The organism is Halocalculus aciditolerans, from assembly GCF_014647475.1.
GTDB lineage: Archaea > Halobacteriota > Halobacteria > Halobacteriales > Halobacteriaceae > Halocalculus > Halocalculus aciditolerans.
The window spans coordinates 824,519-847,790 of record NZ_BMPG01000002.1; the positions used below are offsets into that span (position 1 = coordinate 824,519).

Below are 23,272 nucleotides of genomic sequence, written 5' to 3' on the forward strand. Positions count from 1 at the left end.
ATAGAGTAGATGGTCGAAGCGTTCGCCGTCGCGTCGGGGAAGGGCGGCACCGGGAAGACGACGAGCGCGCTCTCGCTCGGGCTCGCGCTCAGCGACGACTACGACGTCACCGTCGTCGACGCCGACACCGGGATGGCGAACCTCCTCTTCCACGCCGGCCTCGGCGACGCCGACGTCACCCTCCACGACCTCCTGCTCTCGGACGCCGACGCGACGCTCGCGGACGCCACCTACGAACGCCACGGCGTGAACGTCGTCCCCTGCGGCACCGACCTGTCGGCGTTCCGCGCCGCCGACCCGACGCGGCTCAGGGAGGTCGTCGCCGACCTCGCCGCCGACACCGACGTCATCCTGCTCGACTCCCCGGCGACGCTCGCCTCCCGCGCCGCCGTCCTCCCCGTCGTCCTCGCCGACCGCGTCCTCCTCGTCGCCCAGCCGACCGTTCCCGCGGTCTCTGACGCGCTCAAGGTCCAGGAGTACGCGACCGCCTACGGTACGGGCGTCGCCGGCGTCCTCTTCAACAAGGCGCACGACGCGGACGGCGTCGAGCGCGTCTCCGAGCAGACGACGCGATACTTCGACGGCCCGCTCCTCGGCACGGTCCCCGACGACGACGCCGCGCGCGACGCGCGACGCGCCGGCACGCCGCTCCTCGCGCACGCCCCGGACAGCCCGGCCGCGCGCGCGTTTCGCGACGCCGCGAGCGCGCTCGACGTCCGGCCGCGCGACCCCGACCGCGTCGCCGACCGCTTCCGCCGCGCCGTCCTCCCCGACGACCCACGATGACGCTCGTCTTCTCCCGCGTCCTCGACGACCCCGGCGTCTGCCTCGACCGCGCGCTCGCCGACGCCTTCACCGGCGTCGCGGCCTTCGAGGCGCGCGCGGCGCTCGTCGGCGACGCGAGCGACACCTACGACCTCGCGTTCGAGGACGGCGTCCCCACCCGCGCCGCCGCCCGCGACGCCGACGCGGCCGGCCCGCCCGTGCTCTCCCGCCTCGCCGAGGCCGCGCCCTGCCGCGTCGAACTCCGCGCGGACGCGACGCGCTCGTTCCGGAGCGACGCCACCGTCGACCCCCCTGCGGTCGCGCGGGCGCTCGACCGCGACCGCCTCGTCGACCAGTACCCCGCCTCGCCCGAATCCGACCCGGAGACCGGACCGGATGCCGACGAGTCGAGCCCCGACCCCGACGCGGTGAACGTGGGCGAAACGGCCGCGGGAGCGGAGCCGGCCGAGAGCGTCGACGCGTTGGAGGCGTTTCTCGCCGACGAGGAGCGCGTCGACGCCCTCAGGGAGCGCGCCCGCGAGGAGGCCGTGGAGCGCGCGGACGAGTGGGGGTTCGAGGTCAGCGACGCCGAAGGACGAGAGTGAACGAGCTCGAGCCCTCCGTCGCGGCGGCGGAGACGTCGAACGCGGCGGCGACGACGTGCGTGCGGCCGCCGCGGTTCTGGAGGACGACGCCACGATCAGTTGAACAGTCGCCGAAGGCGCGGCCGCGCCCGCCCGGACAGTTCGCGGCCGCCCAGTCGCGCGCCGCAGAGGCGTTCCAGGTGACGGTGAAGACGGGGCCGCCGCCGGCGTCGGGCGGCGTGTCGAGGCCGCGAGAGCGGTCGGCGACGCCTGCGCGGAAGGCGGTGGCGGCGGCCGAGCGCTCCGCCCACGCGTACTCCGCGGGGAGACCCGGGGTCGCGCGGTCGACGGCGCGGTCGAGGACGTGGCGGGCGTCGCGGCCGGGGTCGGCGTGTCCGGTGGCGGCGTGGACGTCGCCGGCGTAGCCGAACTGGAGGTAGGCGGCGAGGACGGGGACGAAGGCGAGCGCGGCGACCGCGGCGGCCGCGAGGACGAGCTGGCCGCGCGAGGGGCGCGTCACGCGTACCACACTCGGAGGGTGACGCGGCCGTAGGGCGTCGGGCGGGAGGACGCGCCGAACGCGACGTTCGACGGCGGCGGGTAGCCGACGTCGCCGTAGGGCGTGCGGAGTTCGAAGAGGACGTTCCCGGGGAGGATGCGGGTGACGCGGCGTTCGAGCGCGGGGGCTTCGCGCTCGAACGCGGCCGGCGAGCGCGTGACTTCGGCGAGCCGGGTGGCGTCGCCGTGACGGGGTGCGTCGGCGGCGAGGACGGCGAGCGTGTCGCGGGCGTCCGCGTCGAGTTGGACGTGTTCGACGCCCTGGTCGGGGAGCGCGAGGAGGAAGCCGGAGACGACGGCGAAGACGAGGAGGACGCCGACGCCGGCTTCGACGAGCGGGAGGGAGAGCTGCCCTCTACGCGGCATCGACGGTCACCTCCAGCGTGGCTTTCCGCGCGGTGAACGGGTAGGCGGTGAGTACGACGCTCCCGGCCGGGAGCGGACCGCTCCCGACCGCTTCGACGGTCGCAGTCTCGTACTGAGAGACGCGAACGTGGTAGGTGCCGTCGAGGCCGGCGGGGTCGCGGAGGACGGTGCGGTTGTCGACGCGGAGTGCCGTCATCGTGCGTCCGGCGGGCGCGTCGACGGTGACGGTGAGATTTCGGGTGCGTCGCGGGAGCGTGACGCGGCGGCCGTCGCCGAGGCGAGGCTCGACCGTCGCGGGCTGCCGCGCGCCGAGGAGGACGGTCCGGCGCGCGGTGACGCCGCCCGCGGGCGTCCCGGCGGTGAGGAGCGGGTCGCCGTCGAGGACGAGGCGGACGCCCCAGTCGCGGGACGCGGGGACGGCGGCGTGGAGCGACGACACGGAGGCGTTCGCGACGCGAGCGGCGGAGAGGACGTGGTCGCGGAGGGCGAGCGGGGAGTCGGCGGCGACGAGGGCGTCGGCGAGCGCGACGGCGCGCCCGCGGTCGACGGGGTCGCGTTCGGCGTTCGCGTACGCGCCGTCGGCGATGGCGACGCCGGCGGTAACGGTCGCGGAGAGCACGAGGAGGGCGACGGCGAGCGCGACGAGGTTCGCTTGCGCTCTCACGCCGCCACCTCCGCGAGCCGGACGGAGATTCCGGCATCCGAGCCGGTGACGCGGACGCGTAAGCGGCGCGTGCTGTGCCACGTGCCGCGAATCGACGCGACGCGCTCAGGGAGGACGAGGGGGATAGTGACGCGCGCGCCGGTCGCGTCGAGGACGAGCCGGCGGTCGGTCACGCTGAGCGTGTAGGGGTCGCCGTGGATGCGCTCGGGGAGAGAGACGCGGCGGGTGACGGAGACGCGGCTCGCGGCGACCGGCACGGCGTCCTCGATGGCTGCGGCGGCGGTGCTGGCGGCGCGGTCGGCGACGGCGTCCGCGGCGGCGGCGCGATGCGTCGGAACGAACCCGCCGTAGAGCGCGGTGACGAGGAAGCCGACGAAGAGCACGACGAGCGACGCCTCCAGCGCCTTGCTGACGGCGGGCGTCGCGGCACGAGTATCAGTCACGCGAGCGTCACCCGCGTTCGGTGGACGACGAGGAAGCCGCGGCGCGTCCCGGGGAAGGTCGCGACGACGCTCGGCGTGCCGTCGCCGTCGAAGTCGCGCCGTTCGACGGTGGCGTTCAGCCCGCGGGCGTATCGCTCCCAGGGGCCCGGCGTCGCGGTCTCGACAGCGAGTGCGAACCGCCCGGAGCCGAGCGCTCGTCGGTCGTGCGTCACGTTCGCGCGCAGGCGCAGGGTGACGCCGCCGGACGCGCCGACGGACGGGCGCGTGGTGAGGACGGGGACGCCGAGTTCGACGGCGCGCGGGCCGACGGCGAGTCCGGGCGGACGCGCGAACGAAGCCGCACCCGGGGGGCCGGTGGTGACGCCGCCGGCGAGGGAGGCGACGCGGTGGGAGCCGGTCCGGTAGACGAGCGCGTTCGCGGGGAGCGCCGCGACGACGCTCCCGTTCCGGACGACGCGGACGGTGCGGTTCTCGGTCGTTATCGCGCCCTCGGAGAAGGCGACGCGGCCCGTGCGGACGCCGCGAGTCCGCGCGGGGTCGAGCGTGCCGGTGAAGGCGTCGGCGACGCGGTCGGCGTCCGCGGTCGCGGCATGCCCGTCGACGACCGTGCCGACGGTCGCGGTGAGTCCGCCGATGCCGAGGAGCGCGATGGCGAGCAGGAGCGTGACGCCGACGACGTGCGACTGCCCGCGTGCGCTCGACGTCATACGACGCCCACCCCGGCGAAGACGGCGAGCGCGGCGAGCGAGAGGAGGCCGGAGTGGAGGAGCGCCTCGAAGGGGCCGCGACTGGCGGTGCCGGCGAACCACCCGCAGGCCAGCATGGTCGCGAGCGTCACGACGTAGAAGCGGTAGCCGGCGCGCGCCGGGTCGACCGCCGCCGCGTCGAATCCGACCGCGCTCATCGACCCGCCGACGGCCGAGAGCTGGGCGAAACTGTCGAGGACTGTGGTGTCGACGGCGACGACGATGCCGACGACGAGGAGTGCGGTCGTCCAGCCGACCGCGACGTAGGCGAGGAGGGCGGCGCGGAGCGTCTGTTTCTCGTGGTGGAGGTGGCCGACTTCGGACTGGAGGGTCTCGAAGGCGGTTTCGGCGTCGCTCCCGGCGTCGAGCGCGCCGGAGAGGAGGCCGACAGTCTGTGTCGCGAGCGGCGTCCCCACCGATTCGACGAAGGCGTCGAGGGCGTCGGCGCGCTGGTCGCCCTCGTCCGTGCTGAGGCCGAGGCGGAAGGCGAGGTCGGCGACGTCGGGGGCGAGCGGGCCGAGCGACTCCTCGGCGGCGACGCGTTCGACGGCGCGCGGGAAGGGGCGGCCGAGGCCGACGTGGCCGGCGACGGCGTGCACGAAGTCGGTGAGTTCGCGGTCTTTCGCGTCGTCGAGGCGGGCGCGGCGGACGGCGACGAGACCGATAGGGATGGCGGCGGCGTCGTAGCCGAGGACGCCGGCGGTGACGAGGTCGTCGCCGCCGAGGGCGAGGCCGACGGCGACCGCGAGGCCGAACAGCCCGAAGACGGGGATGGCGTCGACGGGGTTAGAGAGCGCGTTCCGGAGGGTGTCGACGCCGGGCGAGCGGGCGTGGCGGACGCCGCCGTAGCCGGCGAGGCGGAAGGTGTCGACGAGCGCCGCGGCGGCGAGGCCGACGACGAGGACGAACCCGGCGCTCCCGTAGACGACGAGCGCGCGGAGCGTCACGCCCCCGAGCGGCGTCAGCACCTCTCGGCCGAGCCCGGGCGCGAGCACGCCGAGAGCGGTCACGACGACGACGAGGAGCGCGGGGAGGACGAGGAGAACGACGAAGAGTTCGGAGAGGAGTTCGAGGAAGCCCTCGGCCTGCCGGCGCGCGCGGTCCTGTCGGTTCGCGAGCATTCGGGCTTCGAGCCGGAGGTAGCCCTCGACGGCGTCGGAGCCCTGCGCGGCGTGCTCGCGGTACTGGAGGAGGAAGGGCGCGAGGAGGTCGCGGGAGGGCGTGACGCGCGCGGCGTCGCGGAGCGCGCCGGCGAGGCTCCCGGTCACCGCGGCGCGGTTGAGGACGTCGCGGAAGGCGGCGGCGGTGCCGCCGTAGGCGCTCGGGCGGTCGGCGACGGCGGCGAGGAGTTCGCGGCGGTCGGGTTCGCCGGACGCGAGGACGCGGAGGTAGCGGACGGCACCGGGGAGGGTGCGTTCGACGTCGACGCGGCGGGCGCGCGCCGCCCACCGGAGGTAGGCGCGGACGGCGGCGACCGTGCCCGCGCGGGCGGTGACGCCGACGAGGAGCGCGAGCGCGAACGCGCCGAGGAGACGTGGAACCCGAATTTCGGGGGCGGCGTCGGGGGCGACGCGCGCCGCGAGGGCGGCGAGGGCGTGCTCGGTCGCGGGCGGGAGGGAGAGCACGAGGAGGGTCGCGCCGGCGGCGGCGAGGAGGGCGGCGAGCCACGCGACCCCGTAGAGCCGGGCGACGAAGAGGTCGAAGCCGATAGTGGGGCCGGCGACGCGGTAGCGGCGGCGGTCGACGGCGTGGCGGTCGCGGTCGGCGTGACGGCTGAAGAGCGCGTACAGCCCGCGGTCGAGCGGGTTCGTGCTCACGCGTCCCCCAGGCCGGCGACGGTCGCGGCTTCGTCGGCGCGGATGTCGCCGAGGAACGCGAAGAGCGCGTCGGTGTCGCTCACGTCCGCGTCGACGAGGTAGCGGACGTAGTCGTGCTTCCGGTCGAACTCGCGTTCGACGGCCTCGGCGGGGCGGTCGGTGCGCGCGGCGAGCGTCTCGAAGAGAACGGGGTCGTCGGCGACCGCGAACCCGCCGTCGGCGGTGCGGGAGACGACGGTGTGGTAGGGGACGCGGTCGCCGTCCTTCTCGACGAAGCCGTCCGCGCGGTCGGCGTGGTCGTCGCCGAGGAGTTCGACGACGTCGCCGACGTAGCGCTCGCCGTCGACGAACCGCGGGAAGACGACGAGGTCGACCTCGCGGAGGAGGTAGGAGGGAAGGCCCTGTTCGACGACGCGGTTCACGAGCGATTCGATGTCACGGGCGTGGAGCGTGCCGAGGACGCCGTGGCCGGTGTTGAGGACTTCGCCGAACGTCTCGAAGCTCGCGGGCGTGTTGATCTCCGCGATGATTTCGACGTCGGGGTTGAGGTAGTTCGATTCGGTCATGAGGTCGGCCATGGTGACGCGCTTGTGCGGGTCCTCGTGGTCGCGCGTCGTGAGGGAGACGCCGGTCTCGTGGGGGAGGGCGACCTCGCGAGAGCCTTCGTCGATGCTGATGGGGCGGTCGCGCGGCGCGACGAACGGCATGTGCGCGTTCAGGAGCGTGGTCTTCCCGACGCCCGTGGGGCCGGAGAAGAGCACGACGCCGTGGTGTTCGTAGGCGAGCCAGAGCAGCGTCACGAGCTCCGTGGGGAGCGACCCGGCGTCGACGAGGTCGACGGGCGTGAGGGCGTCCGGGGCCTGCTTGCGGATGGAGACGTGCGGGCCGTCCTCGGAGATGACGGGGAGCGCGACCGCACAGCGGATGGTGACGGCGTCCGGCACCTCGCGGGGAGCGAGGTTGACTTTCGCGGAGGGCGAGGCGGCGGTGAGTTCGACGCCGTCGCTCGCGGCGAGCCCGCGGACGAGGGAGACGAACCCGGTTTCGGTGTCGAACGCGAGGTTCGTCGGGATGCGGCCGGACGCGCCGAGGCCGCGGCGCGGGACGACTTTCACGCGCTCGCCGACTCGGTTGGCTTCGACGTCTTCGAGGTGGGGGTCGCGGACGGGGATGGTGAGCGCGCCTTCGCCGACGAGGTCGCGGAGGACGTAGTAGACGAGGTCGTCGAGGCGGCCGGGCGCGTAGCGGTCGCCCGCGGGCGGGAGCGCGAGGTCGTAGGCGGCGAGGGCGCGGCGGGCGCGGTTCCGCGCGGCGTCCACCCACGCGCGGGTGTCGCCGGCGGTGAGGCGGCGGTCGAGGAAGCGCTCGGCGACCGCTCGAACGAATTCGGTTCGGTCCTCGACGACGCCGTCGACGTTCGCGTCACGGACGCGGGCTTTCGCGGCGTCGAGGAGGGCGTCGTCGCCGGGGAGTTTCGCGGGTTCCTGGACGGCGTATCGGACGTCGAAGGCGTCGCCGTCGAGGAGGTGGCGGCGGTAGACGACGACCGGGACGTCGAAGTCGCGGAACGGCACGGTGTACGAGGCGAGGCGTTCGGAGAGGAAGCGGTCGAGGTGTTCGGGGTCGTCGAGCGCGGTGTCGGCGGGGGCGAACGAGCGGGTGTGGACTTCGACGTCGCCGCCGGTGGTGGCGGCGACTTCGACGGCGTCGTCGAGCGCGTACGAGGTGAGTTCACCGAGGCACCGCCGGGCGCAGAGAACGGCGTAGGCGAGGCGGCGGCGGGCGTTCGCCGAGCCGTCGTGGAGGCGGTCGAGGACGCGGCGGTGTTTCTCGTCGAGCCCCGCGGCCGCGCGCTCGACCGTCCCCTCGCGGGTTCGGGGGCGTTCGGGCGCGACGCCCTCGAAGTAGGCGTCGACGCGGTCGAGCGCCGCGCGGTCCGGCGCGGTGAGCGCGGGTTCGCGGACGTCGTAGGTGAACCCGTCGGGGGTCTCCGCGATGGTGGCGACGACGCCCGGGTGGACGGCGTGCTGGTCGACGACGGCGGGCGCGTACCACGCCTCGGGGTCGTCCGGCGGCGTCGGCGGCGGCGCGCTCGCCGGCAGCGAGGATGACATGATAGCACAGAGTCACGCGCGATGTGATTTAAACTCTCGGCGGGAATCGACGCGGGAGTCGATGCGGGAACCTGCGGAGGCGAGCCGTACGGGGGATTTTTGCCCCGAGGCCACAGTCGTCCGGTGTGTACGACCGACGACCGAGACGACATCGAGAGGGGTGCGATGACTGACCGCGCGACGGTCGCCGAGCGCGCCGCGCGCGACGGGGCGGACGTGGCGCAGGCCGGGTTCCGCCGAGGCCTCGCTGTCGAGCGGAAGGACGGAAAGACGGACGTCGTCACGCAGGCGGACCGGGACGCCCAGGACGTCGTCCTCGACGCCATCCGCGCGCACTATCCGAGCGATCCGGTCGTCGGCGAGGAAGCCGACGAGCTGAAAGCGATTCCCGAGTTCGGGCCGGCGTGGGTCGTCGACCCCATCGACGGCACGAACAACTTCGTACGCGATATCCCGCTCTGGGCGACCGCCGTCGCCGCCGTCGAGGACATGGAGGCGCTCGCGGCCGCGGTCGTCCTCCCGGCGCTCGGCGACGTCTACCTCGCCGACGACGAGTCGGTGACGCTGAACGGCCGGCCCGCTTCCGTGAGCGACCGCACCGACCCGGAGACGTTCGCGGTCTGCCCGACAATCTGGTGGGATTTCGACCGCCGCGACGAGTACGCCCGCGCGTGCGAGAGCGTCGTCGAGCGCTTCGGCGACCTCCGGCGGTTCGGGAGCGCGCAGGCCGTCCTCGCGATGGTCGCCGCCGGCCAGCTCGACGCCGCCATCACGAACGTCCGCGCGAACCCCTGGGACTCCGTCGCCGGCGCGCACATGGTCGACGTCGCCGGCGGCACCGTCACCGACCTAACGGGAGAGCCCTGGCGGCCCGATTCGAGGGGCATCGTCGCCTCCAACGGTGAAGCCCACGACGTCGTCCTCGACGCCGCGCGAGACATCGACGGCTGACCGACAGCGGGGCGTTATTCCGGCGCGCGGTCGGCGTGCCCCGGGTAGTCGCGCTCGAAGCGCGCGTCGAGTTCGTCCCCGCCGAGTTCGACGACGACCGGGCGGCCGTGCGGGCAGCTCCAGGGGTTCTCGCAGCCGTCGAGTCGTTCGAGGAGCGCGGTGACGTCGCCTTCGGGGAGGCTCGTGTTCCCCTTTATCGCGGGTTTGCAGGCCATGTCGGCGAGGAGGGCGTCGGCGGCGTCGAGGACGTCGTCGCCGGCGGCTTCTTCGGTCGCGCCCGCGAGGACGTCGGCGACGAGGTCGGGGTCGAGGACGCTCCCGAAGACCGCGGGGACGGCCTCGACGACGGCGGTGCGGCCGTCGAGGTGCGCGTCGAACCCGAGGGCGTCGAGGTCCGAGAGGGCGTCTTCGAAGACGGCGGCTTCCGCGGCGGTGAGCGAGACGTCGACGGGCGCGACGAGGCGCTGGGAGTCCGGGCGCGCCGCGAGTCGCGCGCGGAGTTCCTCGTAGCGCACGCGCTCGTCCGCCGCGTGCTGGTCAATCAGAACGAGCCCGCGCTCGGTCTCCGCGACGACGTACGTCCCGTGCAGCTGTCCCAAGACTCGAAGGTTCGGTAGCGACTCGCGCTCCGGGACCCCCTCATTCTCACGCGCTCCGTCGTCGGCGAGTTTCGCGTTCCGTCCCGCCGGACGAACCCGCGCGGACGTCCCGGGCTCGACGTTCGCCGACGACGGCCGCGACTCCCTCGACGAACCCGACGACGCCGCAGACCGCGACGTCGCCGACGAGCCGGAAGGCCCCGACCGATCCGACGAGCCCGAGCGCTCAGCGGACGAGGCGTTCGAGGGCGAATCCCCCGCGGAGTACGCGGGCGTCGGCGACGACGGGGAACGAGACGGCGACGTGCTCCCCGCCGACTTCCCCGAAACAGTCGGGGGGTTCGCGCCGGCGTCAGCGTCCGCGCTGTCGGCGGTATCGGTGGTGGCGGCGGTGTCTGCGTCGTCGAAGTCGGTGGCGAGCGTGGCGTCCTCGGGCTGGGACTTCCCGCGCGGGGCGCGCGAGCGGACGATGCCTTCGTCGAGGAGGGCGTCCCTGACGGCGGTTTCGATGGCGTCCCTGACGGCGGATTCGTCGTCGAAGCGGACCTCCGTCTTCCGGGGGTGGACGTTCGCGTCCACGCGACTCGGATCGAGGGTGACGTCGAGGACGACAAACGGAAAACGGTCGCTGGCGAGCTGGCCGCCGTAGGCCTCGATGACGGGCTCGCGGAGGGCTCTATCGCTCACGTACCGGCCGTTGACGAAGGTGGCGAGGTATTCGCGCGTCGAGCGCGTCGTCTCCGGATGGCTGACGTAGCCCGTGATTCGGTCGACGGCGTCGGTTTCTGGCGTGGCGTCGACGCGCACCATCGCTTCGGCGACGTCGCGGCCGTAGACCGCGAGTATGGCCTCCAGAACGTCGCCGCGGCCGGGCGTCGAGAACGTCTCGCGGTCGTCGTGCGTCAGGCGGACGGCGACGCCGGGGTTCGCGAGCGCGTACCGGGAGACGATGCGGTTGACGCGCGCGAACTCCGTCGCGGGCGTCTTGAGGAACTCGCGGCGCGCGGGCGTGTTGTAGAAGAGGTCGCGGACCGCCACCGTCGTCCCGGGCGGGCGTCCAGCGGGCTCGACTTCGCCGACCGCGCCGCCCTCGATGGTGAGTTCCGCGCCCCGTCGCTCGCCCGCTCGCGGCGTCGTCGTGATGGTCGTCTTCGAGACCGCGCCGATGGTGTGCAGCGCCTCCCCGCGGAACCCGAGCGTCCCGATGCCCGACTCCAAATCCTCGGCGTCCCGGAGCTTCGACGTCGTGTGCTGCTCCACGGCGACTTCGAGGTCGCGCGCACGCATCCCCACGCCGTCGTCGCGAACCACGATTTCGTCCGTGCCGTCGCCCGCGACGCTCACCCGGACCTCGTCGGCGTCCGCGTCGAGGCTGTTCTCCACGAGCTCTTTCACGACCGAGGCGGGTCGCTCGACGACCTCGCCCGCCGCGATGCGGTCCACCGTCGCCGCGTCGAGCGCGCGAACCACGCCCGCGTCCTCGCTCGCGTCACCGCCCCCGGCTCCGTCGTCTCGCTCGTCCGCAGTCATAGCCAACGCCACGACGCCGACGCCCAAGAAACCCGGACTTCCGCCCGTCGTTTCAATCACTCCCGCGACGCCCCGAGAGTCGGGGCGTCTCGCTATCGGTCAGAAGTCCTCGGGTTCTGACGACGGACAGTGACACGGAGCGGTGTTGCGCGGGTGTTCTCCGCGCGGAGTCGTTCCTGTTCCCCGGCCTTCGGCTTCGAGTTCGCCGCGGACAGAAACAGTTATCCGTCGTCCAAATACCTAGTGGTATGACCCATGAATAAACCGATGGGGGCGTATCTGGTGACGCAGTCGAACCGCTCTCGCGGCCGGTCGACGCGAGAAATCGTGGACGCAGCCATCGACGGCGGCGTGGACGTCGTGCAACTCCGCGAGAAGCACGCGACGGCCCGCGAGCGGTACGCGCTCGCCCGGGACATCCGCAAGCGAACGTGGGACGCGGACGTGACATTCGTCGTGAACGACCGCGTCGACACCGCGGTCGCGGTGGGTGCCGACGGCGTCCACCTCGGCGACGACGACCTCCCCGTCGGCGTCGCGCGCGACATCCTCGGCCCCGACGCCCTCGTGGGGCGCTCCGTCTCGACCGTCGAGGGCGCGCGCGCCGCAGTAGACGCGGGCGCGGACTACCTCGGCGTCGGCGCGGTCTTCGAGACGTCCTCGAAGGAGACCGCCGAGGAGGAGACCGAAATCGGCCTGGAGACCGTGGAATCGGTCGCGAACGCCGTCGACGTTCCCGTCGTCGCGATCGGCGGTATCACGCCGGAGAACGCCGAGGACGTGGTGGCTGCGGGCGCGGACGGCGTCGCGGTCGTCTCCGCGATAACCGCCGCGGACGACCCGGCAGCCGCGACGCGTGAACTCGCGGCCGCCGTCGAGAGAGGTGGGGGCCGATGAGCGCGCCCGACGCGGCGTTCGACCTCGACACCGCCGTGGGTGCCGTCGGCGAGGCGTCGCCGCTGGTGAACGCGCTCACCAACGACGTCACGGTGAACGACGTGGCGAACGTCGCGCTCCACTGGGGCGGCCTCCCCGTGATGTCCGACGACGAGCGCGAGGTCGCCGAGATGGTCGCGAGCGCGGACGCCTGCCTCCTCAACATGGGGACGGTGAGCGAACGCGGCGAGGCCGCGATGCTGGCCGCGGGCGAAGCCGCGGCCGAACACGGCGTCCCGGTCGTCGTCGACCCCGTAGGCGTCGGCGCGACCGCGACCAGAAATCGAGTCGCCGAACGCCTCGTCACCGAACTCGACGTCGCGATCGTCAAGGGGAACTACGGCGAGGTGTCGGCGCTCGTCGGTGCGGACGCGGACGTCCGGGGGGTGGAGTCGGTCGGCGAATACGCCGATATCGCGGAGACCGCGGTGGCGTGCGCGCGGCGGACGGAGAGCGTCGTCGTCGCGTCCGGCGAGGTCGACGTCGTCGCCACCGCTGACGGAGCCGTCGAGGTGCGCGCCGGCGACCCGATGATGGCCCGCGTGGTCGGGACGGGCTGTATGCTCGGCATGACGCTCGCGACGTTCGCGGGCGCGCTCGACGCCCCCGAGCGGGCCGCACTCGCCGGAACGCTCGCGTTCGGTCTCGCCGGGGAAGCCGCCGCGAACGGCGCGTTCGGCGGTTTCGACGGCCCGGCGAGCTACCGGACGTGCTTCATGGACGCCGTCGCCGGCCTGGACGACCGCTCTCTCGACGCGCCGGCCGACCGAGTGGAACGCATCGCCGGAGGTGACGGCGAATGAACGTCGTCGTCACCGGCGGCACGGGAGCCATCGGTCGCGCCGTCGTCGAATCCGTCGCGGACGAACCGGCGGTGTTCTCCTATCAGACGCGGGAAGACGCGGCGGCCGAACTCGCCGCGAAGACGACGGGAGAGAGCGCGCCGACGACCGCGCATCCGCTCGACGTGACGGACACGGAGAGCGTCGAAGCGTTCGTCGACGCGGCGGCCGACGACCTCGGGAGCGTCGACGCGGTCGTTCACACCGTCGGAACGGTCGACCCCGCGCCGCCGGACGCCCTCGACGACGAGCGGTGGGAACGCGTCCTCGACACGAACCTCACGGGCGCGTTCCGCGTCGCCCGCGCGACCCTCCCCGCGCTCCGGGCGTCGGGCGGGTCGCTCGTCTTCCTCTCGAGCATCGGTGGAACGGCGGGAACGGTCGATCCGGCCTACGCGGCGAGCAAGGCCGGTCTTCACGGTCTCGTCCGGTCGCTCGCGCGCGAAGCCGGCCCGGACGGCGTCCGCGTGAACGCCGTCGTCCCCGGTCCCGTCGACTCCCCGATGAACGACGACATCGTCGACTACCTCGGCGAGCGGGAGTTCCACGGGCACGAGAACGTCGACACGCACCTTCCGACGTACGCCTGCGAGCCCGCTGCGGTCGCCGACGCCGTCACCTACCTCGTCGACGGTGACTACGTCCACGGCGAACTCCTGAACGTCAACGGGGGGATGCAGTTCCGATGACCGCGGCGACACCCCCGTACGCCCTCACGGTCGCGACGAGCGACTCCGGCGGCGGCGCGGGGATACAGGCTGACCTGAAGACGATGACGCGGCTCGGCGCGTACGGCGGGTCCGTCGTCGTCGCCGCGACCGCACAGAACACGCGCAGCGTCACGGAGACGCACGTCCTCCCGACGGACGCGATACGCGCGCAGTTCGACGCCGTCGCCGACGACTTCGACGTCCGCGCCGTCAAAGTCGGGATGCTCGCGGCCGAACCGGCCGTCGACGCGGTCGCGGACTGCCTCGCCGCGTTCGACTGCCCGGTCGTCCTCGACCCCGTGCTCGTCTCCACCGCCGGCGACGTCCTCCTCGACCCCGACGCCATCGACGCCTACGACCGGCTCTTCGACCGGTCGACGGTCGTCACGCCGAACGCCGACGAGGCCGAGACGCTCACCGGCCACCGGCCGACCGACCCGTCCGGCCGGGACGCCGCCGCGGGCTGGTTCCTCGACGCCGGCGCGGACGCCGTCCTCCTCAAGGGCGGACACGTCGACCGCGGCGACGGGACCGTTCGCGACTATCTCGTCACGGACGACGGAACGCACGCCTTCGCTCACGACCACCTCGACGCCGTGCCGACGCACGGCTCGGGCTGTACGCTCTCCAGCGCCATCGCGGCCCGTCTCGCGCACGGCGACGCGCTCCCCGCGGCGGTCGAACGCGCGACCGACTTCACGCACGCCACGCTCCGCGACGCGGCCGACGTCGGCGCGAACGGGAGCGTCAACCACCTCGCGAGCGAGCGTTAGTCGTCGAGTTCGTCCTGCCACTCCGCGACCTTCCGGAGGAGGTCGAGCGGCGTGGTGTCGTTCACGTCGACGCTGCGGAGGTCGTCGAGAACCTCTCGGGTGGTCTCGTCGAGTTCGGGTTCGGGTTCGGATTCCTCGCCGGATTCCCGCTCGATGTCGCCGCTCTCGAGGTCGAAGACCGCCTGCACGGGTTCGCTCTCCGTGCGGTCGCTCTTCGCTTCGACGGCGTGTTCGGCGCGGAGGTCGTCGAGGACGCGTTCGGCGCGGTCGACGACCGGAGACGGGACGCCGGCGAGGTCGGCGACGTGGACGCCGTAGGAGCGGTCGGCCGCGCCGTCGGCGACCGCGTGCAGGAAGGTGACGTCGTCGCCGGAGTCGTCCGCCTGCACGTGGACGTTTTCGACGCCGGAGAGGTGGTCGGCGAGCGCGGTGAGTTCGTGGTAGTGCGTGGCGAAGAGCGTCTTCGCGCGCACCTCGTTGTGGAGGTACTCCGTGGCGGCCCACGCGATGCTGATGCCGTCGTAGGTCGCGGTGCCGCGCCCGACCTCGTCGAGGACGACGAGCGAATCCTCCGTCGCGGCGTGGAGGATGCGGGAGAGCTCCTGCATCTCCACCATGAACGTCGAGCGGCCGCCCGCGAGCTCGTCGAGCGCGCCGACGCGCGTGTAGATACCGTCGACGGGCGCGAGCGACGCCGACGCGGCCGGGACGAAACTCCCCGCCTGCGCGAGCAGCGCGATGAGCGCGTTCTGCCGCATATAAGTCGACTTCCCGCTCATGTTCGGCCCCGTGACGACGAGGAACCGCCGGTCCTCGCACAGTGCGGCGTCGTTCGGCACGAACTCGACGGTCTGCTCGACGACGGGGTGGCGGCCCGCCTCCACCTCGAACCCCTCACTCACGAGGTCGGGGCGCGTCCACCGGTTCGCCGTCGCGTGCTCCGCGAGACTCGCGAGCGTGTCGAGTTCCGCTACCGCTCGCCCCGCGTCCTGTAAGACCGCCGCTCGCTCGGCGACGCGCTCGCGCAGTTCCTCGAAGGCCGCTCGCTCGCGCTCCGCGCGCTCCGTCTCCACGTCGAAGAGCGCGCGCTCTTTCTCCTCGAGTTCCTCGGTGACGAATCGCGTCGAGTTCGTCAGCGACTTGATCTCCGTGTACTCGTCGGGGACGCGGTCGACCTGCGAGTTCCCGACCTGGATGTAGTAGCCGTCGGTCCGGTTCCGGTCGACCGTGAGCCGCGTGAGCTCCGTCTCCGCCTTCACGCGGTCGGCGAGCGAGTCGAACCACGCCTGCAGCTCGTCGTGCTCGGCGGCCAGTCGGTCGAGTTCCTCGTCGTAGCCGTCGCGGATGATGCCGGTCTCGCCGAGCGCGCTGGGGTCGTCGCGGAGCGCGTCGGTGAGCAGGTCGCGGAGAGCGGCGGCCGCGTCCGCGTCCACGCGGTCGAAGACGCGCGAGAGCGGGGACTCTGCGAGCGCGGGCGTCGACTCGACGCGCTCGCGGAGGTCGGGGAGGCGCGCGAGCGTCTCCCGCCCGCGGACGAGGCTGCTCGGGTCCGCGCTCCCGCTCACCGTCCGAGACGCGAGGCGTTCGAGGTCCGCCGCGCCGTCGAGCCCCTCGCGGAGCGCGTCCCGCGAGAGCGCGTCGTCGACGAGCGCGCCCACCGACTCGTGGCGGCGTTCGAGCTCCCGGGCGTCCCGGCTCGGCCGCGTCAGCCACGCTTCGAGCGTCCGCGCGCCCATGCTCGTCACCGTGTGGTCGAGCGTTTCGAGGAGCGTGCCGTCGGCGTCGCCGTGCATCGTCTCCGTCAGCTCGAGGTTCCGGCGCGTCGTCGCGTCCAGCGCCACGTGGTCGTCGGGGCGATACGGCTGGATGCGCGAGAAGGACGCGAGCACGCCGACGCCCGTGTCGGCGACGTACGCGAGGACCGCGCCCGCCGCCTGCACGCCCGGCCCGGACTGGTCGACGCCCACCGCTTCGAGCGCGCCCTCGCCGAACTGCTCGCGGACGCGATGGCGCGTCCGCCCCGCCGCGAACGACTCGCGCTCCGGGAGCGAAACCGTCTCAGTGACGTCCTCGCGGAGCGCGCGCGCGAACGACTCGTCCTCCCGCACGCTCGGCCCCGGCAGGACCTCGGCCGGGTCGAATCGCCCGAGCTCAGCGAGCGCGCGCTCGCGGCCCTCGACGGTCGTCACGTGGAACTGCCCCGTCGTCACGTCCGCGAACGCCAGCCCGAACGACGACCCGTCCCGCACGACCGCCGCGAGATACCGCGCGTTCGCGTCCGTCGTCTCCAGTAACGTGCCGGGCGTCACCGTCCGCACGATTTCGCGCGTCGTGTCGTCGCTACTCCGCTGGTCCGCCACCGCCACCGAATAGCCGCGCTCGACCAGCATCTTCAGGTAGGGCGTGAGCTCCGCGAGCGGCACGCCCGCCATCGGATAGCTCGACCCGTGACTCGACTTCTCCGACACCTGCAAGTCCAACTCCGACGCCACCAGCCGCGCGTCCTCCGCGAAGAACTCGTAGAAATCCCCCACCTGCATCGCCAGCACGTCCGCGTCCGACGACTCCTTCAACGCGAGGAACTCCTCGACGATGCTCGTCACCGAGCGCCCTCCACGTGTTCGTTCATACTCTCTAGAGTGGCTACCGCCGAGTAAGAACGCTACGCTCGCAGACGAACCCCCAACCCCTCTTTAAGTGGTTCCCGCGATAAGGAGTAGATACGAAGCGGCGTCGGGCGCGTGCTTCTGCGCTCGACAGGTCACGTCGAAGAGCGACGGCGTCGTCTTACTCCTCGCCTTCGTCGCTCTCGTCGTCCGTCTCGTTCCCGTCGTCTCCGTCGTGCTCCTCGTTCTCGCCGTCGAATTCGACGGCGTCGTCGGCGTCCACCCACTCCTCATCGTCGTCGTTCTCGTTCCAGTCGCTGGCGGGGAGGTTCGGGTCGCGGTAGGGGTTGCGGCCGAAGACGGCGTCCTCCAGTCCCTGCTCCTCGATTGCGTCGCGGAGGATGCGGCGGAGGCGGTTGAGATGGGTGATGTCGAGGTCGACGTCCTCGGCGAGTTCCTCGAACGCCGGGTCGTCGGTGATGGAGGTGAAGGTCTCGTAGAGCGCCGTCATGCGCTCGGGGTCGAGGGTGGCGAGCCACTCCCGGTCGTGGAGGCCGAGGTAGCGTTCGCGCTCGTCGTCGACGACGTGACGGATCGTGACGAGCGCGACCTTCTCCACGGCGCGCTGGCTGCCGAAGGGCGTCAGGTCGAGGTCGGCCATGACGCCGATGGCGCGGTCGCGCTGCCACGGCGTGAGGTCGAGGTGGTTCGCGAGCGCGTGCGTGATGCGAATCTTCTCCAGTCGGTGGGTGCGGGCGCTGTGTCCCTGCGTCGCGGGATGGCGTTCGGCGTGAAGGCGGCGGACGTTCTCCGAGACGTCCGCGGTCGGCGAGGACGCGCGACCGATCTGGGTGGCGGCGGGCGTCACCTGCCCCCAGCGGCCGGTGACCGTGTCGCGCTGGAGGTCCGCGCGGGACACGGCACCGTCGCCCGGCCGCGTGCTGAACGCGGCGTCGCCATCGGCCTCGGCGGCGAGTCGCTCCATAGAGAGTGAGAACGAGTCGAGACGGATAAACCCACGACTCCGTCCCCGACTTTCGGGTGTCGCTCGCTACGCCCCGACGTTCAAGCATCGGGAGTACGAACTCCGGGTGATGACCGACGCGGAACGCGGCTGGGAGGACGTGACCGCCGAGCGAGCGCGGGAGAGCGAGCGCCGCTACCGCCTCGACGTGACCGACGCGTTCAGCGTGACGCTCACCGTCTCGAAATCATCGCGCGCCGACGGCTACCCCTACCAGCTCGTCCTCGCCACCGTCTACGAAGACGACGGCCGCCACGTCTCCGACCACCCCGTCGCGGCCTACGCGGACCCGGACGCCGCCCGCGATGCCCTCCGCGCGCTGAAAGGCGTCGTCAGCGACGTGGTCGCCGAGCGCGACGACCTCCCGAACCCCGACGACCGCTTCGCCCACGACGCCATCCCGCGCTTCCTCGACACCGACGCGGACGCGGAAGCCGGCGACTGCCGGCCGCTCTACGACCGGACGCTCCACGGCTGACCCCAGGCGGCCGGCGACCGCGGGGTGTCGGGAATCCCACAACTGTTTTCCTCGTCCGGGCGAACCATCGGCCGTGAAACCGAACGCGCGGGCCGTCGCCGTCGCGGTCGTCTGCGTCGTCGCCATCGGCCTCGCCGCCGCGACCCTCCCGAACCCCGACACGCTCGCGGGGAGCGGCGCGGGCGTCGGCGGCGGGTCCGGCGGCGGCATCGGGAACGGGAGCGCCACCGGCGCGGGTGACGCCGGCGGACCCCCCGTCGTCGGGTCGTTCTCCGGGTCGATGCAGTCGCTCGCCGTCTGTTACCCCGTGCTGACGACGCCCGGATTCCTCCTCGGCGCGCTCGCCGTCGTCGCCCTCGTCCTCTTCGTCGTCGCCCGGCGGACCGACGCGCTCGTCGCCGGCGTCCTCCTCCTCGTCTTCTCCGTGCCGAGCGTGCTCCTCTACTCCTTCCTCACCGCCTGTACCTTCGAGCCGAGCAGCAAGCAGGAACCCGCGCAAGCCCCGCCGCCCGGCATCAATCTCACCGGTGGCGGCGGCGGAGGCGGGGGCGGCGCGGACGCCGCCGTGCAGGCGACGCTCTCGACGCCCGTCCTCGTCGCGCTCGCGCTCGTCGTCGTCGGCGCGGTCGTCTTCGTCCTCCGCAACGCGACCGGCGACGACACAGAACCCGAAGCCCTCGCCGACGCGCCCGAATCCGAAAACGACCTTCATGCCGTTGGGCGCGCCGCCGGCGACGCCGCCGACCGCATCGAATCCGGCACCAACGTCGACAACGAAGTCTACCGCGCGTGGCGCGAACTCACCGACCGCCTCGACGTCGACGACCCGGCGACCACGACGGCCGCCGAGTTCGCCGACGCCGCCCGCGACGCCGGCATGCGAAGCGAGGACGTGACCGCGCTCACCGACGTCTTCCGCGAGGTCCGCTACGGCGGCGCGAACCCCGAAGCCGACGACCGCGAGGCGCGCGCCGTCGACGCCCTCCGCGCCATCGAAGCCGAATACGCCGAAGCATCACGAGACGCAGACAGTCCGCGAGACGCGGAGAACGAGGTCGATTCCTGATGGCGCGACGGGTCACGCTCGCCGTCGGCGTGCTGGTCGTCGCCGTCGGCGTCGCCGGGACGCTCGCCCCCGCCGTCGTCGCCGGCGTCCCGCTCTCTGCGTCCTTCATTGTCGCCGTCGGCGTTTTCGCCGCACTCGCCGCGCTCCGCGCCGGCTCCCGCCGCCGAAAAATCGAGGTCGACTACGCCGACCTCCCCGGCGACGGCCCCGCTCCCGAGGCCGCGCGGCCGCCGCGAGCGCTCGGCGAGGACGTCGTCGAGGACCTCGAAACCGTCTCGCACCCGCGGCGGCGCGCACAGCGCGACCAACTCCGAACGCGACTCCGCGAGGACGCCGTCGCCGCGCTCGTCGCCCGCGGCAACAGTCGTGAGGACGCGCGAGCGGCCGTCGACTCGGGCGCGTGGACGGACGACACGCTCGCCGCCGCGTTCTTCGACGCGAATACCTCTGTGCCGCTCGCTACCTCGCTCCGGCTCTCCCTCCGCGGCGCGACGTTCGAGACGCAGGTCGCGCACGTCGCCGCCGAACTCGACCGGCTCACGGAGGTGTCGGCGTGAAGCGCCCGACGAACCGCTGGGCGGGCGTCGGCGTCGTCATCTTCGCCGGCGTCGCCGTCGCCGCCGTCACGCGCTCCCCGGGCGCGCTCGTCGCCGCCGCCGTCGGCGTCCTCGCCGCCGGCTACGCGAACGCCACCACCGCCCCGTCCCCCGCCCTCGCCGTCTCTCGTGACGTTTCTCCAGAGAACCCGGACCCCGGCGACGACGTCACCGTGCGCGTCACCGTCGAGAACGAGGGCGGGTTCCTCCCCGATCTCCGCGTCGTCGACGGCGTCCCCGACGCCCTCCGCGTCACCGACGGGTCGCCGCGGCACGCCACCGCGCTCCGCGCCGGCGCGACCGCCACCTTCACCTACACTGTGGAGGCGACCCGCGGCCGCCACGAGTGGGCACCGCTCGACGGCCTCGCGCGCGACGCCGCCGGCTCCACGGAAACCCGCACCGAAGCGAACGCCGAGACGCGCATCGAGTGCGTGCCGCCGCTCACCGGCCTCGACGCCTTCCCCCTCCACGACACCGCCGCCGGGCGCGTCGGCCGGCTCGCCACCGATACCGGCGGGAGCGGCACCGAGTTCTACGCCGTCCGCGACTACCGCGCCGGCGACCCGATGAACCGCGTCGACTGGCGGCGACTCGCCCGCTCCGGCGACCTCGCCACCGTCGAATTCCGCGAGGAGCGCGCCGCCGACGTCCTCGTCGTCGTCGACACCCGCGACGACGCCTACGTCGCCGACCCCGACGCCGCGACCGCCGTGGAGCGCTGCGTCGAAGCCGCCGGCGGCGTTCTTGCAGTTCGCCTCGACGCCGGCGACCGCGTCGGCCTCGCCAGCCTCGGCCCCCGATTCACTTACCACGCGCCCAACACCGGCCGCGACCACCGCGCCCGCCTTCGCGAGGCGCTCGCCACCGACGACGGCTTCGCCCCGGAACCCGGCGACGAGCGGACGGTCGTCTACCGCATCGCCGCACAGCTCCGCAAACGCGTCAAATCGGGGACACAGGTCGTCTTCTGCTCGCCGCTCGCCGACGACAGCGCCGCCGAGTTCGTCCGCCGACTCGCCGCCGCCGGCCACCCCGTCACCGTCGTCTCCCCCGAACCAGCCCCCGACGGCGACGCCGACTCGCGGACGCGAGCGGCCGCCGGAATCGCCGCCGCCGAACGCCGCCTCCGCCTCGGCGACCTCCGAAGCGCCGGCGTTCGCGTCGTCGACTGGCCCGGCGGCGTCCCGCTCCCCGTCGCCGTCGCACGCGCGAAGCGGGGGTGGCGCTCGTGAGCGACTTCGACGACCGGCCCGCCCGCCTCAGCGCCCGCCTCGCCGTCGGCGTCGCGCTCACCGCCGCGCCCGTCCTCGCCGTCGTCGCCCTCCCCGCGGCCGGCGTCGCGCTCGCCGGCGCGCTCCTCCTCGCCACCGGGGCGTTCCGCGGGCGCGTCGCCGCCGTCACCGCCGGCACCGCGCTCGGCCTCCTCGGCGTCTTCGTCGCCGCCGCCGTCGCCGACCCCACCGGCGCAGTCCTCCCCGTCGTCTTCGCCGCCGCCGCCCTCGCCGTCGCCTGGGACCTCGGCGAATACGCCATCGTTCTCGGTCGACACGTCGGCCGCGACGCCCGCACCCGGAACGCCGAACTCACCCACGCCACCCTCTCCGCCCTCGTCTTCGGCGGCGGCGCACTCGCCGCGCTCGCCGTCTACCAGACCGCCGCCGACGGCCGCCCCGTCACCGCCCTCGTCGCCCTCCTCGCCGGCGTCCTCATCCTCGTCCGCGCACTCCGCTGAGAAGCAGTTGACCACGACACCGCGCCGGACCTCCTCGCCGCGACGTCGCTTATTCGACCGTGCCCTGCACCCGGAAGTGGTCCTCGAAAATCTGAACCCGCATCTGAATCATCTCGACGGGGTTCCAGTCCTCCGAGAACTCACGCCCGTTCGTCTCGAGCTGAACGACGAGTTGCTCGCCCTCGACGGTGAATCGTGAGTCAGTCGTCGGATTCAACTCTATCGTCGTATCCAGCTTTTCGGCTCCGTCCCGAGACGAGACGCGGACATCGACAGCGCGTATCGAGTTGGACTGATTGGAGACGATGAGCGTTCCCTCCGGCGGGGATTGGGAGACACAGCCAGCAATTGAGGCAATCGTGAGTGACGAGAGCCCCAGGAACGCTCGACGGTTCACGAGTCGAGTGCGGGCACGGGGATGTCGTCGACGACCGCCTCGACGACAGCGGTCTTCTCGACGTCGCGCACGGCCGCGTCGGGGGTGAGGACGAGGCGGTGGGCGAGCGTCGGGCGAGCGAGGCGTTTCACGTCCTCGGGCGCGACGAACTCGCGGCCGTGGACGACGGCGCGCGCTCTCGCGACTTCGAGGAGGCGCTGCGTCCCGCGCGGACTCACGCCGACCTCGACGCGGTGGTCCTCGCGCGTCGCCCGCGCCACGTCCCGAATATACCGGAGGACGTCGTCGTCCACGCGCACGTCCTCCGGGACTTCGCGGAGCGCGCGGACTTCCTCGACGTCCGTCACCGGTTCGACGCTCGGACTCCGCGTGCGCCGGCCCGCGCGCCGCTGGAGGAGTTCGAGTTCGCCGTCCGCGTCCGGATACCCGATGGCGGACTTCACCGCGAACCGGTCCAACTGGGCCTCCGGCAGACTGAACGTCCCTTCCTGTTCCACCGGGTTCTGCGTCGCCACCACGAAGAACGGGTCCGGCAGCTCGTAGGTGTCGCCGTTCACCGTCACTTGCTCTTCCTCCATCGCCTCCAGCAAGGCGGCCTGCGTCTTCGGCGGCGCGCGATTAATCTCGTCCGCGAGCACGACGTTCCCGAAGATCGGCCCCCGACGGAACTCGAACTCGCCCGAGGACTCGTCGAAGACGTGCGACCCCGTCACGTCGCTCGGCAGTAAGTCCGGCGTGAACTGGACGCGGGAGAACTCCAACCCCAGCGCCGTCGTCACCGAGCGCGCCGTCAGCGTCTTCCCCGTCCCCGGCACGTCCTCCAAGAGCACGTGCCCGCGCGCCAACAGCCCCTCGACGACGACCTCGAGGAACTCACGCTCCGCGACGACCGCCGTCTCGACGGCGTCCAGTACAGCACCACACCGCTCCCTCGCGCCCGAGACATCCATGTCAATACGCAGAAAAGCAGGC

General features: G+C 72.9%; 24 protein-coding genes. 12 read left to right on the forward strand and 12 right to left on the reverse strand.

Going from position 1 to position 23,272, the window contains the following annotated elements:
- The first annotated feature begins 9 nt into the window (after nucleotides 1-9).
- Together IEY26_RS10830 and IEY26_RS10835 are read left to right on the forward strand one after the other, a co-directional pair.
- The gene (locus IEY26_RS10830; RefSeq protein WP_188978777.1) at nucleotides 10-786 is read left to right on the forward strand and encodes a nucleotide-binding protein; all 777 of its coding nucleotides are present in this window, start codon (nucleotides 10-12) and stop codon (nucleotides 784-786) included.
- The gene (locus tag IEY26_RS10835) at nucleotides 783-1,370 is read left to right on the forward strand and encodes a hypothetical protein (RefSeq protein ID WP_188978779.1); all 588 of its coding nucleotides are present in this window, start codon (nucleotides 783-785) and stop codon (nucleotides 1,368-1,370) included. The genes IEY26_RS10830 and IEY26_RS10835 overlap by 4 nt, the downstream gene beginning before the upstream one ends.
- Here IEY26_RS10835 and IEY26_RS10840 read toward each other — a convergent pair.
- The 7 genes from IEY26_RS10840 to IEY26_RS10870 are packed head-to-tail and all read right to left on the reverse strand — an operon-like array spanning nucleotide 1,345 to nucleotide 8,057.
- Nucleotides 1,345-1,869, reverse strand: coding sequence for a DUF7261 family protein (locus IEY26_RS10840; RefSeq protein ID WP_188978782.1), 525 nt, complete (start codon nucleotides 1,867-1,869; stop codon nucleotides 1,345-1,347). The two genes, IEY26_RS10835 and IEY26_RS10840, sit on opposite strands and share 26 nt — an antisense overlap.
- Entirely contained in the window at nucleotides 1,866-2,273 is a 408-nt protein-coding gene (locus tag IEY26_RS10845) for a DUF7262 family protein (RefSeq protein WP_188978784.1), read from the reverse strand. Before IEY26_RS10845 ends, IEY26_RS10840 begins: the two co-directional genes overlap by 4 nt.
- Nucleotides 2,263-2,937 carry a DUF7263 family protein gene (locus tag IEY26_RS10850; protein WP_188978786.1) on the reverse strand — a complete coding sequence of 225 codons (675 nt, stop codon included), beginning with the start codon at nucleotides 2,935-2,937 and terminating at the stop codon, nucleotides 2,263-2,265. The genes IEY26_RS10845 and IEY26_RS10850 overlap by 11 nt, the downstream gene beginning before the upstream one ends.
- A complete protein-coding gene (locus tag IEY26_RS10855; RefSeq protein ID WP_188978788.1) occupies nucleotides 2,934-3,380 on the reverse strand; it encodes a DUF7266 family protein in 447 nt (148 codons plus the stop codon). Before IEY26_RS10855 ends, IEY26_RS10850 begins: the two co-directional genes overlap by 4 nt.
- Nucleotides 3,377-4,087: a DUF7289 family protein gene (locus tag IEY26_RS10860; protein WP_188978790.1), complete on the reverse strand. Its 711-nt coding sequence runs from the start codon at nucleotides 4,085-4,087 to the stop codon at nucleotides 3,377-3,379. The genes IEY26_RS10855 and IEY26_RS10860 overlap by 4 nt, the downstream gene beginning before the upstream one ends.
- On the reverse strand, nucleotides 4,084-5,943 hold the full coding sequence (locus tag IEY26_RS10865) for a type II secretion system F family protein (protein ID WP_188978792.1): 1,860 nt from the start codon (nucleotides 5,941-5,943) through the stop codon (nucleotides 4,084-4,086). Before IEY26_RS10865 ends, IEY26_RS10860 begins: the two co-directional genes overlap by 4 nt.
- A complete protein-coding gene (locus IEY26_RS10870) occupies nucleotides 5,940-8,057 on the reverse strand; it encodes a type II/IV secretion system ATPase subunit (RefSeq protein WP_188978794.1) in 2,118 nt (705 codons plus the stop codon). The genes IEY26_RS10865 and IEY26_RS10870 overlap by 4 nt, the downstream gene beginning before the upstream one ends.
- 165 nt (nucleotides 8,058-8,222) lie before the next feature.
- Between IEY26_RS10870 and IEY26_RS10875 the strand changes: the two genes are divergently transcribed.
- Nucleotides 8,223-9,008 (forward strand): inositol monophosphatase family protein, encoded by a 786-nt coding sequence (locus IEY26_RS10875; RefSeq protein ID WP_188978796.1) that lies wholly within the window; start codon nucleotides 8,223-8,225, stop codon nucleotides 9,006-9,008.
- 14 nt (nucleotides 9,009-9,022) lie between these two features.
- Here the strand turns inward: IEY26_RS10875 and mutL are convergent, their stop codons facing one another.
- A complete protein-coding gene (mutL, locus tag IEY26_RS10880) occupies nucleotides 9,023-11,137 on the reverse strand; it encodes a DNA mismatch repair endonuclease MutL (protein WP_188978804.1) in 2,115 nt (704 codons plus the stop codon).
- Nucleotides 11,138-11,404: 267 nt separating this feature from the next.
- On the opposite strand from mutL, the gene thiE reads away from it, so the two are divergent.
- The 4 genes from thiE to thiD are packed head-to-tail and all read left to right on the forward strand — an operon-like array spanning nucleotide 11,405 to nucleotide 14,398.
- Nucleotides 11,405-12,034: a thiamine phosphate synthase gene (gene thiE / locus IEY26_RS10885; protein ID WP_188978948.1), complete on the forward strand. Its 630-nt coding sequence runs from the start codon at nucleotides 11,405-11,407 to the stop codon at nucleotides 12,032-12,034.
- Nucleotides 12,031-12,876, forward strand: a complete 846-nt coding sequence (thiM, locus tag IEY26_RS10890) for a hydroxyethylthiazole kinase (protein ID WP_188978806.1) — start codon at nucleotides 12,031-12,033, stop codon at nucleotides 12,874-12,876. Before thiE ends, thiM begins: the two co-directional genes overlap by 4 nt.
- Entirely contained in the window at nucleotides 12,873-13,604 is a 732-nt protein-coding gene (locus IEY26_RS10895) for an SDR family NAD(P)-dependent oxidoreductase (protein WP_188978808.1), read from the forward strand. Before thiM ends, IEY26_RS10895 begins: the two co-directional genes overlap by 4 nt.
- Nucleotides 13,601-14,398 carry a bifunctional hydroxymethylpyrimidine kinase/phosphomethylpyrimidine kinase gene (gene thiD / locus IEY26_RS10900; RefSeq protein ID WP_188978810.1) on the forward strand — a complete coding sequence of 266 codons (798 nt, stop codon included), beginning with the start codon at nucleotides 13,601-13,603 and terminating at the stop codon, nucleotides 14,396-14,398. Before IEY26_RS10895 ends, thiD begins: the two co-directional genes overlap by 4 nt.
- On the opposite strand, the gene mutS is transcribed toward thiD, so the two are convergent.
- Both mutS and IEY26_RS10910 read right to left on the reverse strand, forming a co-directional pair.
- Complete coding sequence (gene mutS, locus IEY26_RS10905; protein WP_188978812.1) at nucleotides 14,395-17,001, reverse strand: DNA mismatch repair protein MutS; 2,607 nt, start codon at nucleotides 16,999-17,001, stop codon at nucleotides 14,395-14,397. The genes thiD and mutS overlap by 4 nt on opposite strands.
- Before the next feature lie 184 nt (nucleotides 17,002-17,185).
- A complete protein-coding gene (locus IEY26_RS10910) occupies nucleotides 17,186-17,989 on the reverse strand; it encodes a DNA-directed RNA polymerase subunit epsilon (RefSeq protein ID WP_188978814.1) in 804 nt (267 codons plus the stop codon).
- A 109-nt stretch (nucleotides 17,990-18,098) separates the two neighbouring features.
- Here IEY26_RS10910 and IEY26_RS10915 point away from each other — a divergent pair, with 109 nt between their 5' ends.
- The 5 genes from IEY26_RS10915 to IEY26_RS10935 all read left to right on the forward strand — a co-directional run bounded on the left by IEY26_RS10915 (nucleotide 18,099) and on the right by IEY26_RS10935 (nucleotide 21,903).
- Nucleotides 18,099-18,506, forward strand: coding sequence for a hypothetical protein (locus tag IEY26_RS10915; RefSeq protein WP_188978816.1), 408 nt, complete (start codon nucleotides 18,099-18,101; stop codon nucleotides 18,504-18,506).
- Nucleotides 18,507-18,579: 73 nt separating this feature from the next.
- Nucleotides 18,580-19,572: a DUF4129 domain-containing protein gene (locus tag IEY26_RS10920; protein ID WP_188978818.1), complete on the forward strand. Its 993-nt coding sequence runs from the start codon at nucleotides 18,580-18,582 to the stop codon at nucleotides 19,570-19,572.
- A complete protein-coding gene (locus tag IEY26_RS10925; RefSeq protein ID WP_188978820.1) occupies nucleotides 19,572-20,129 on the forward strand; it encodes a DUF7269 family protein in 558 nt (185 codons plus the stop codon). Before IEY26_RS10920 ends, IEY26_RS10925 begins: the two co-directional genes overlap by 1 nt.
- Nucleotides 20,126-21,403: a DUF58 domain-containing protein gene (locus IEY26_RS10930; RefSeq protein ID WP_188978822.1), complete on the forward strand. Its 1,278-nt coding sequence runs from the start codon at nucleotides 20,126-20,128 to the stop codon at nucleotides 21,401-21,403. Before IEY26_RS10925 ends, IEY26_RS10930 begins: the two co-directional genes overlap by 4 nt.
- Nucleotides 21,400-21,903 carry a DUF7519 family protein gene (locus IEY26_RS10935; RefSeq protein ID WP_188978824.1) on the forward strand — a complete coding sequence of 168 codons (504 nt, stop codon included), beginning with the start codon at nucleotides 21,400-21,402 and terminating at the stop codon, nucleotides 21,901-21,903. Before IEY26_RS10930 ends, IEY26_RS10935 begins: the two co-directional genes overlap by 4 nt.
- A 49-nt stretch (nucleotides 21,904-21,952) precedes the next feature.
- On the opposite strand, the gene IEY26_RS10940 is transcribed toward IEY26_RS10935, so the two are convergent.
- Together IEY26_RS10940 and IEY26_RS10945 are read right to left on the reverse strand one after the other, a co-directional pair.
- Nucleotides 21,953-22,120: a hypothetical protein gene (locus IEY26_RS10940; protein WP_188978826.1), complete on the reverse strand. Its 168-nt coding sequence runs from the start codon at nucleotides 22,118-22,120 to the stop codon at nucleotides 21,953-21,955.
- A gap of 176 nt (nucleotides 22,121-22,296) precedes the next feature.
- Nucleotides 22,297-23,250, reverse strand: a complete 954-nt coding sequence (locus IEY26_RS10945; RefSeq protein ID WP_188978828.1) for an AAA family ATPase — start codon at nucleotides 23,248-23,250, stop codon at nucleotides 22,297-22,299.
- Nucleotides 23,251-23,272: the final 22 nt, after the last annotated feature.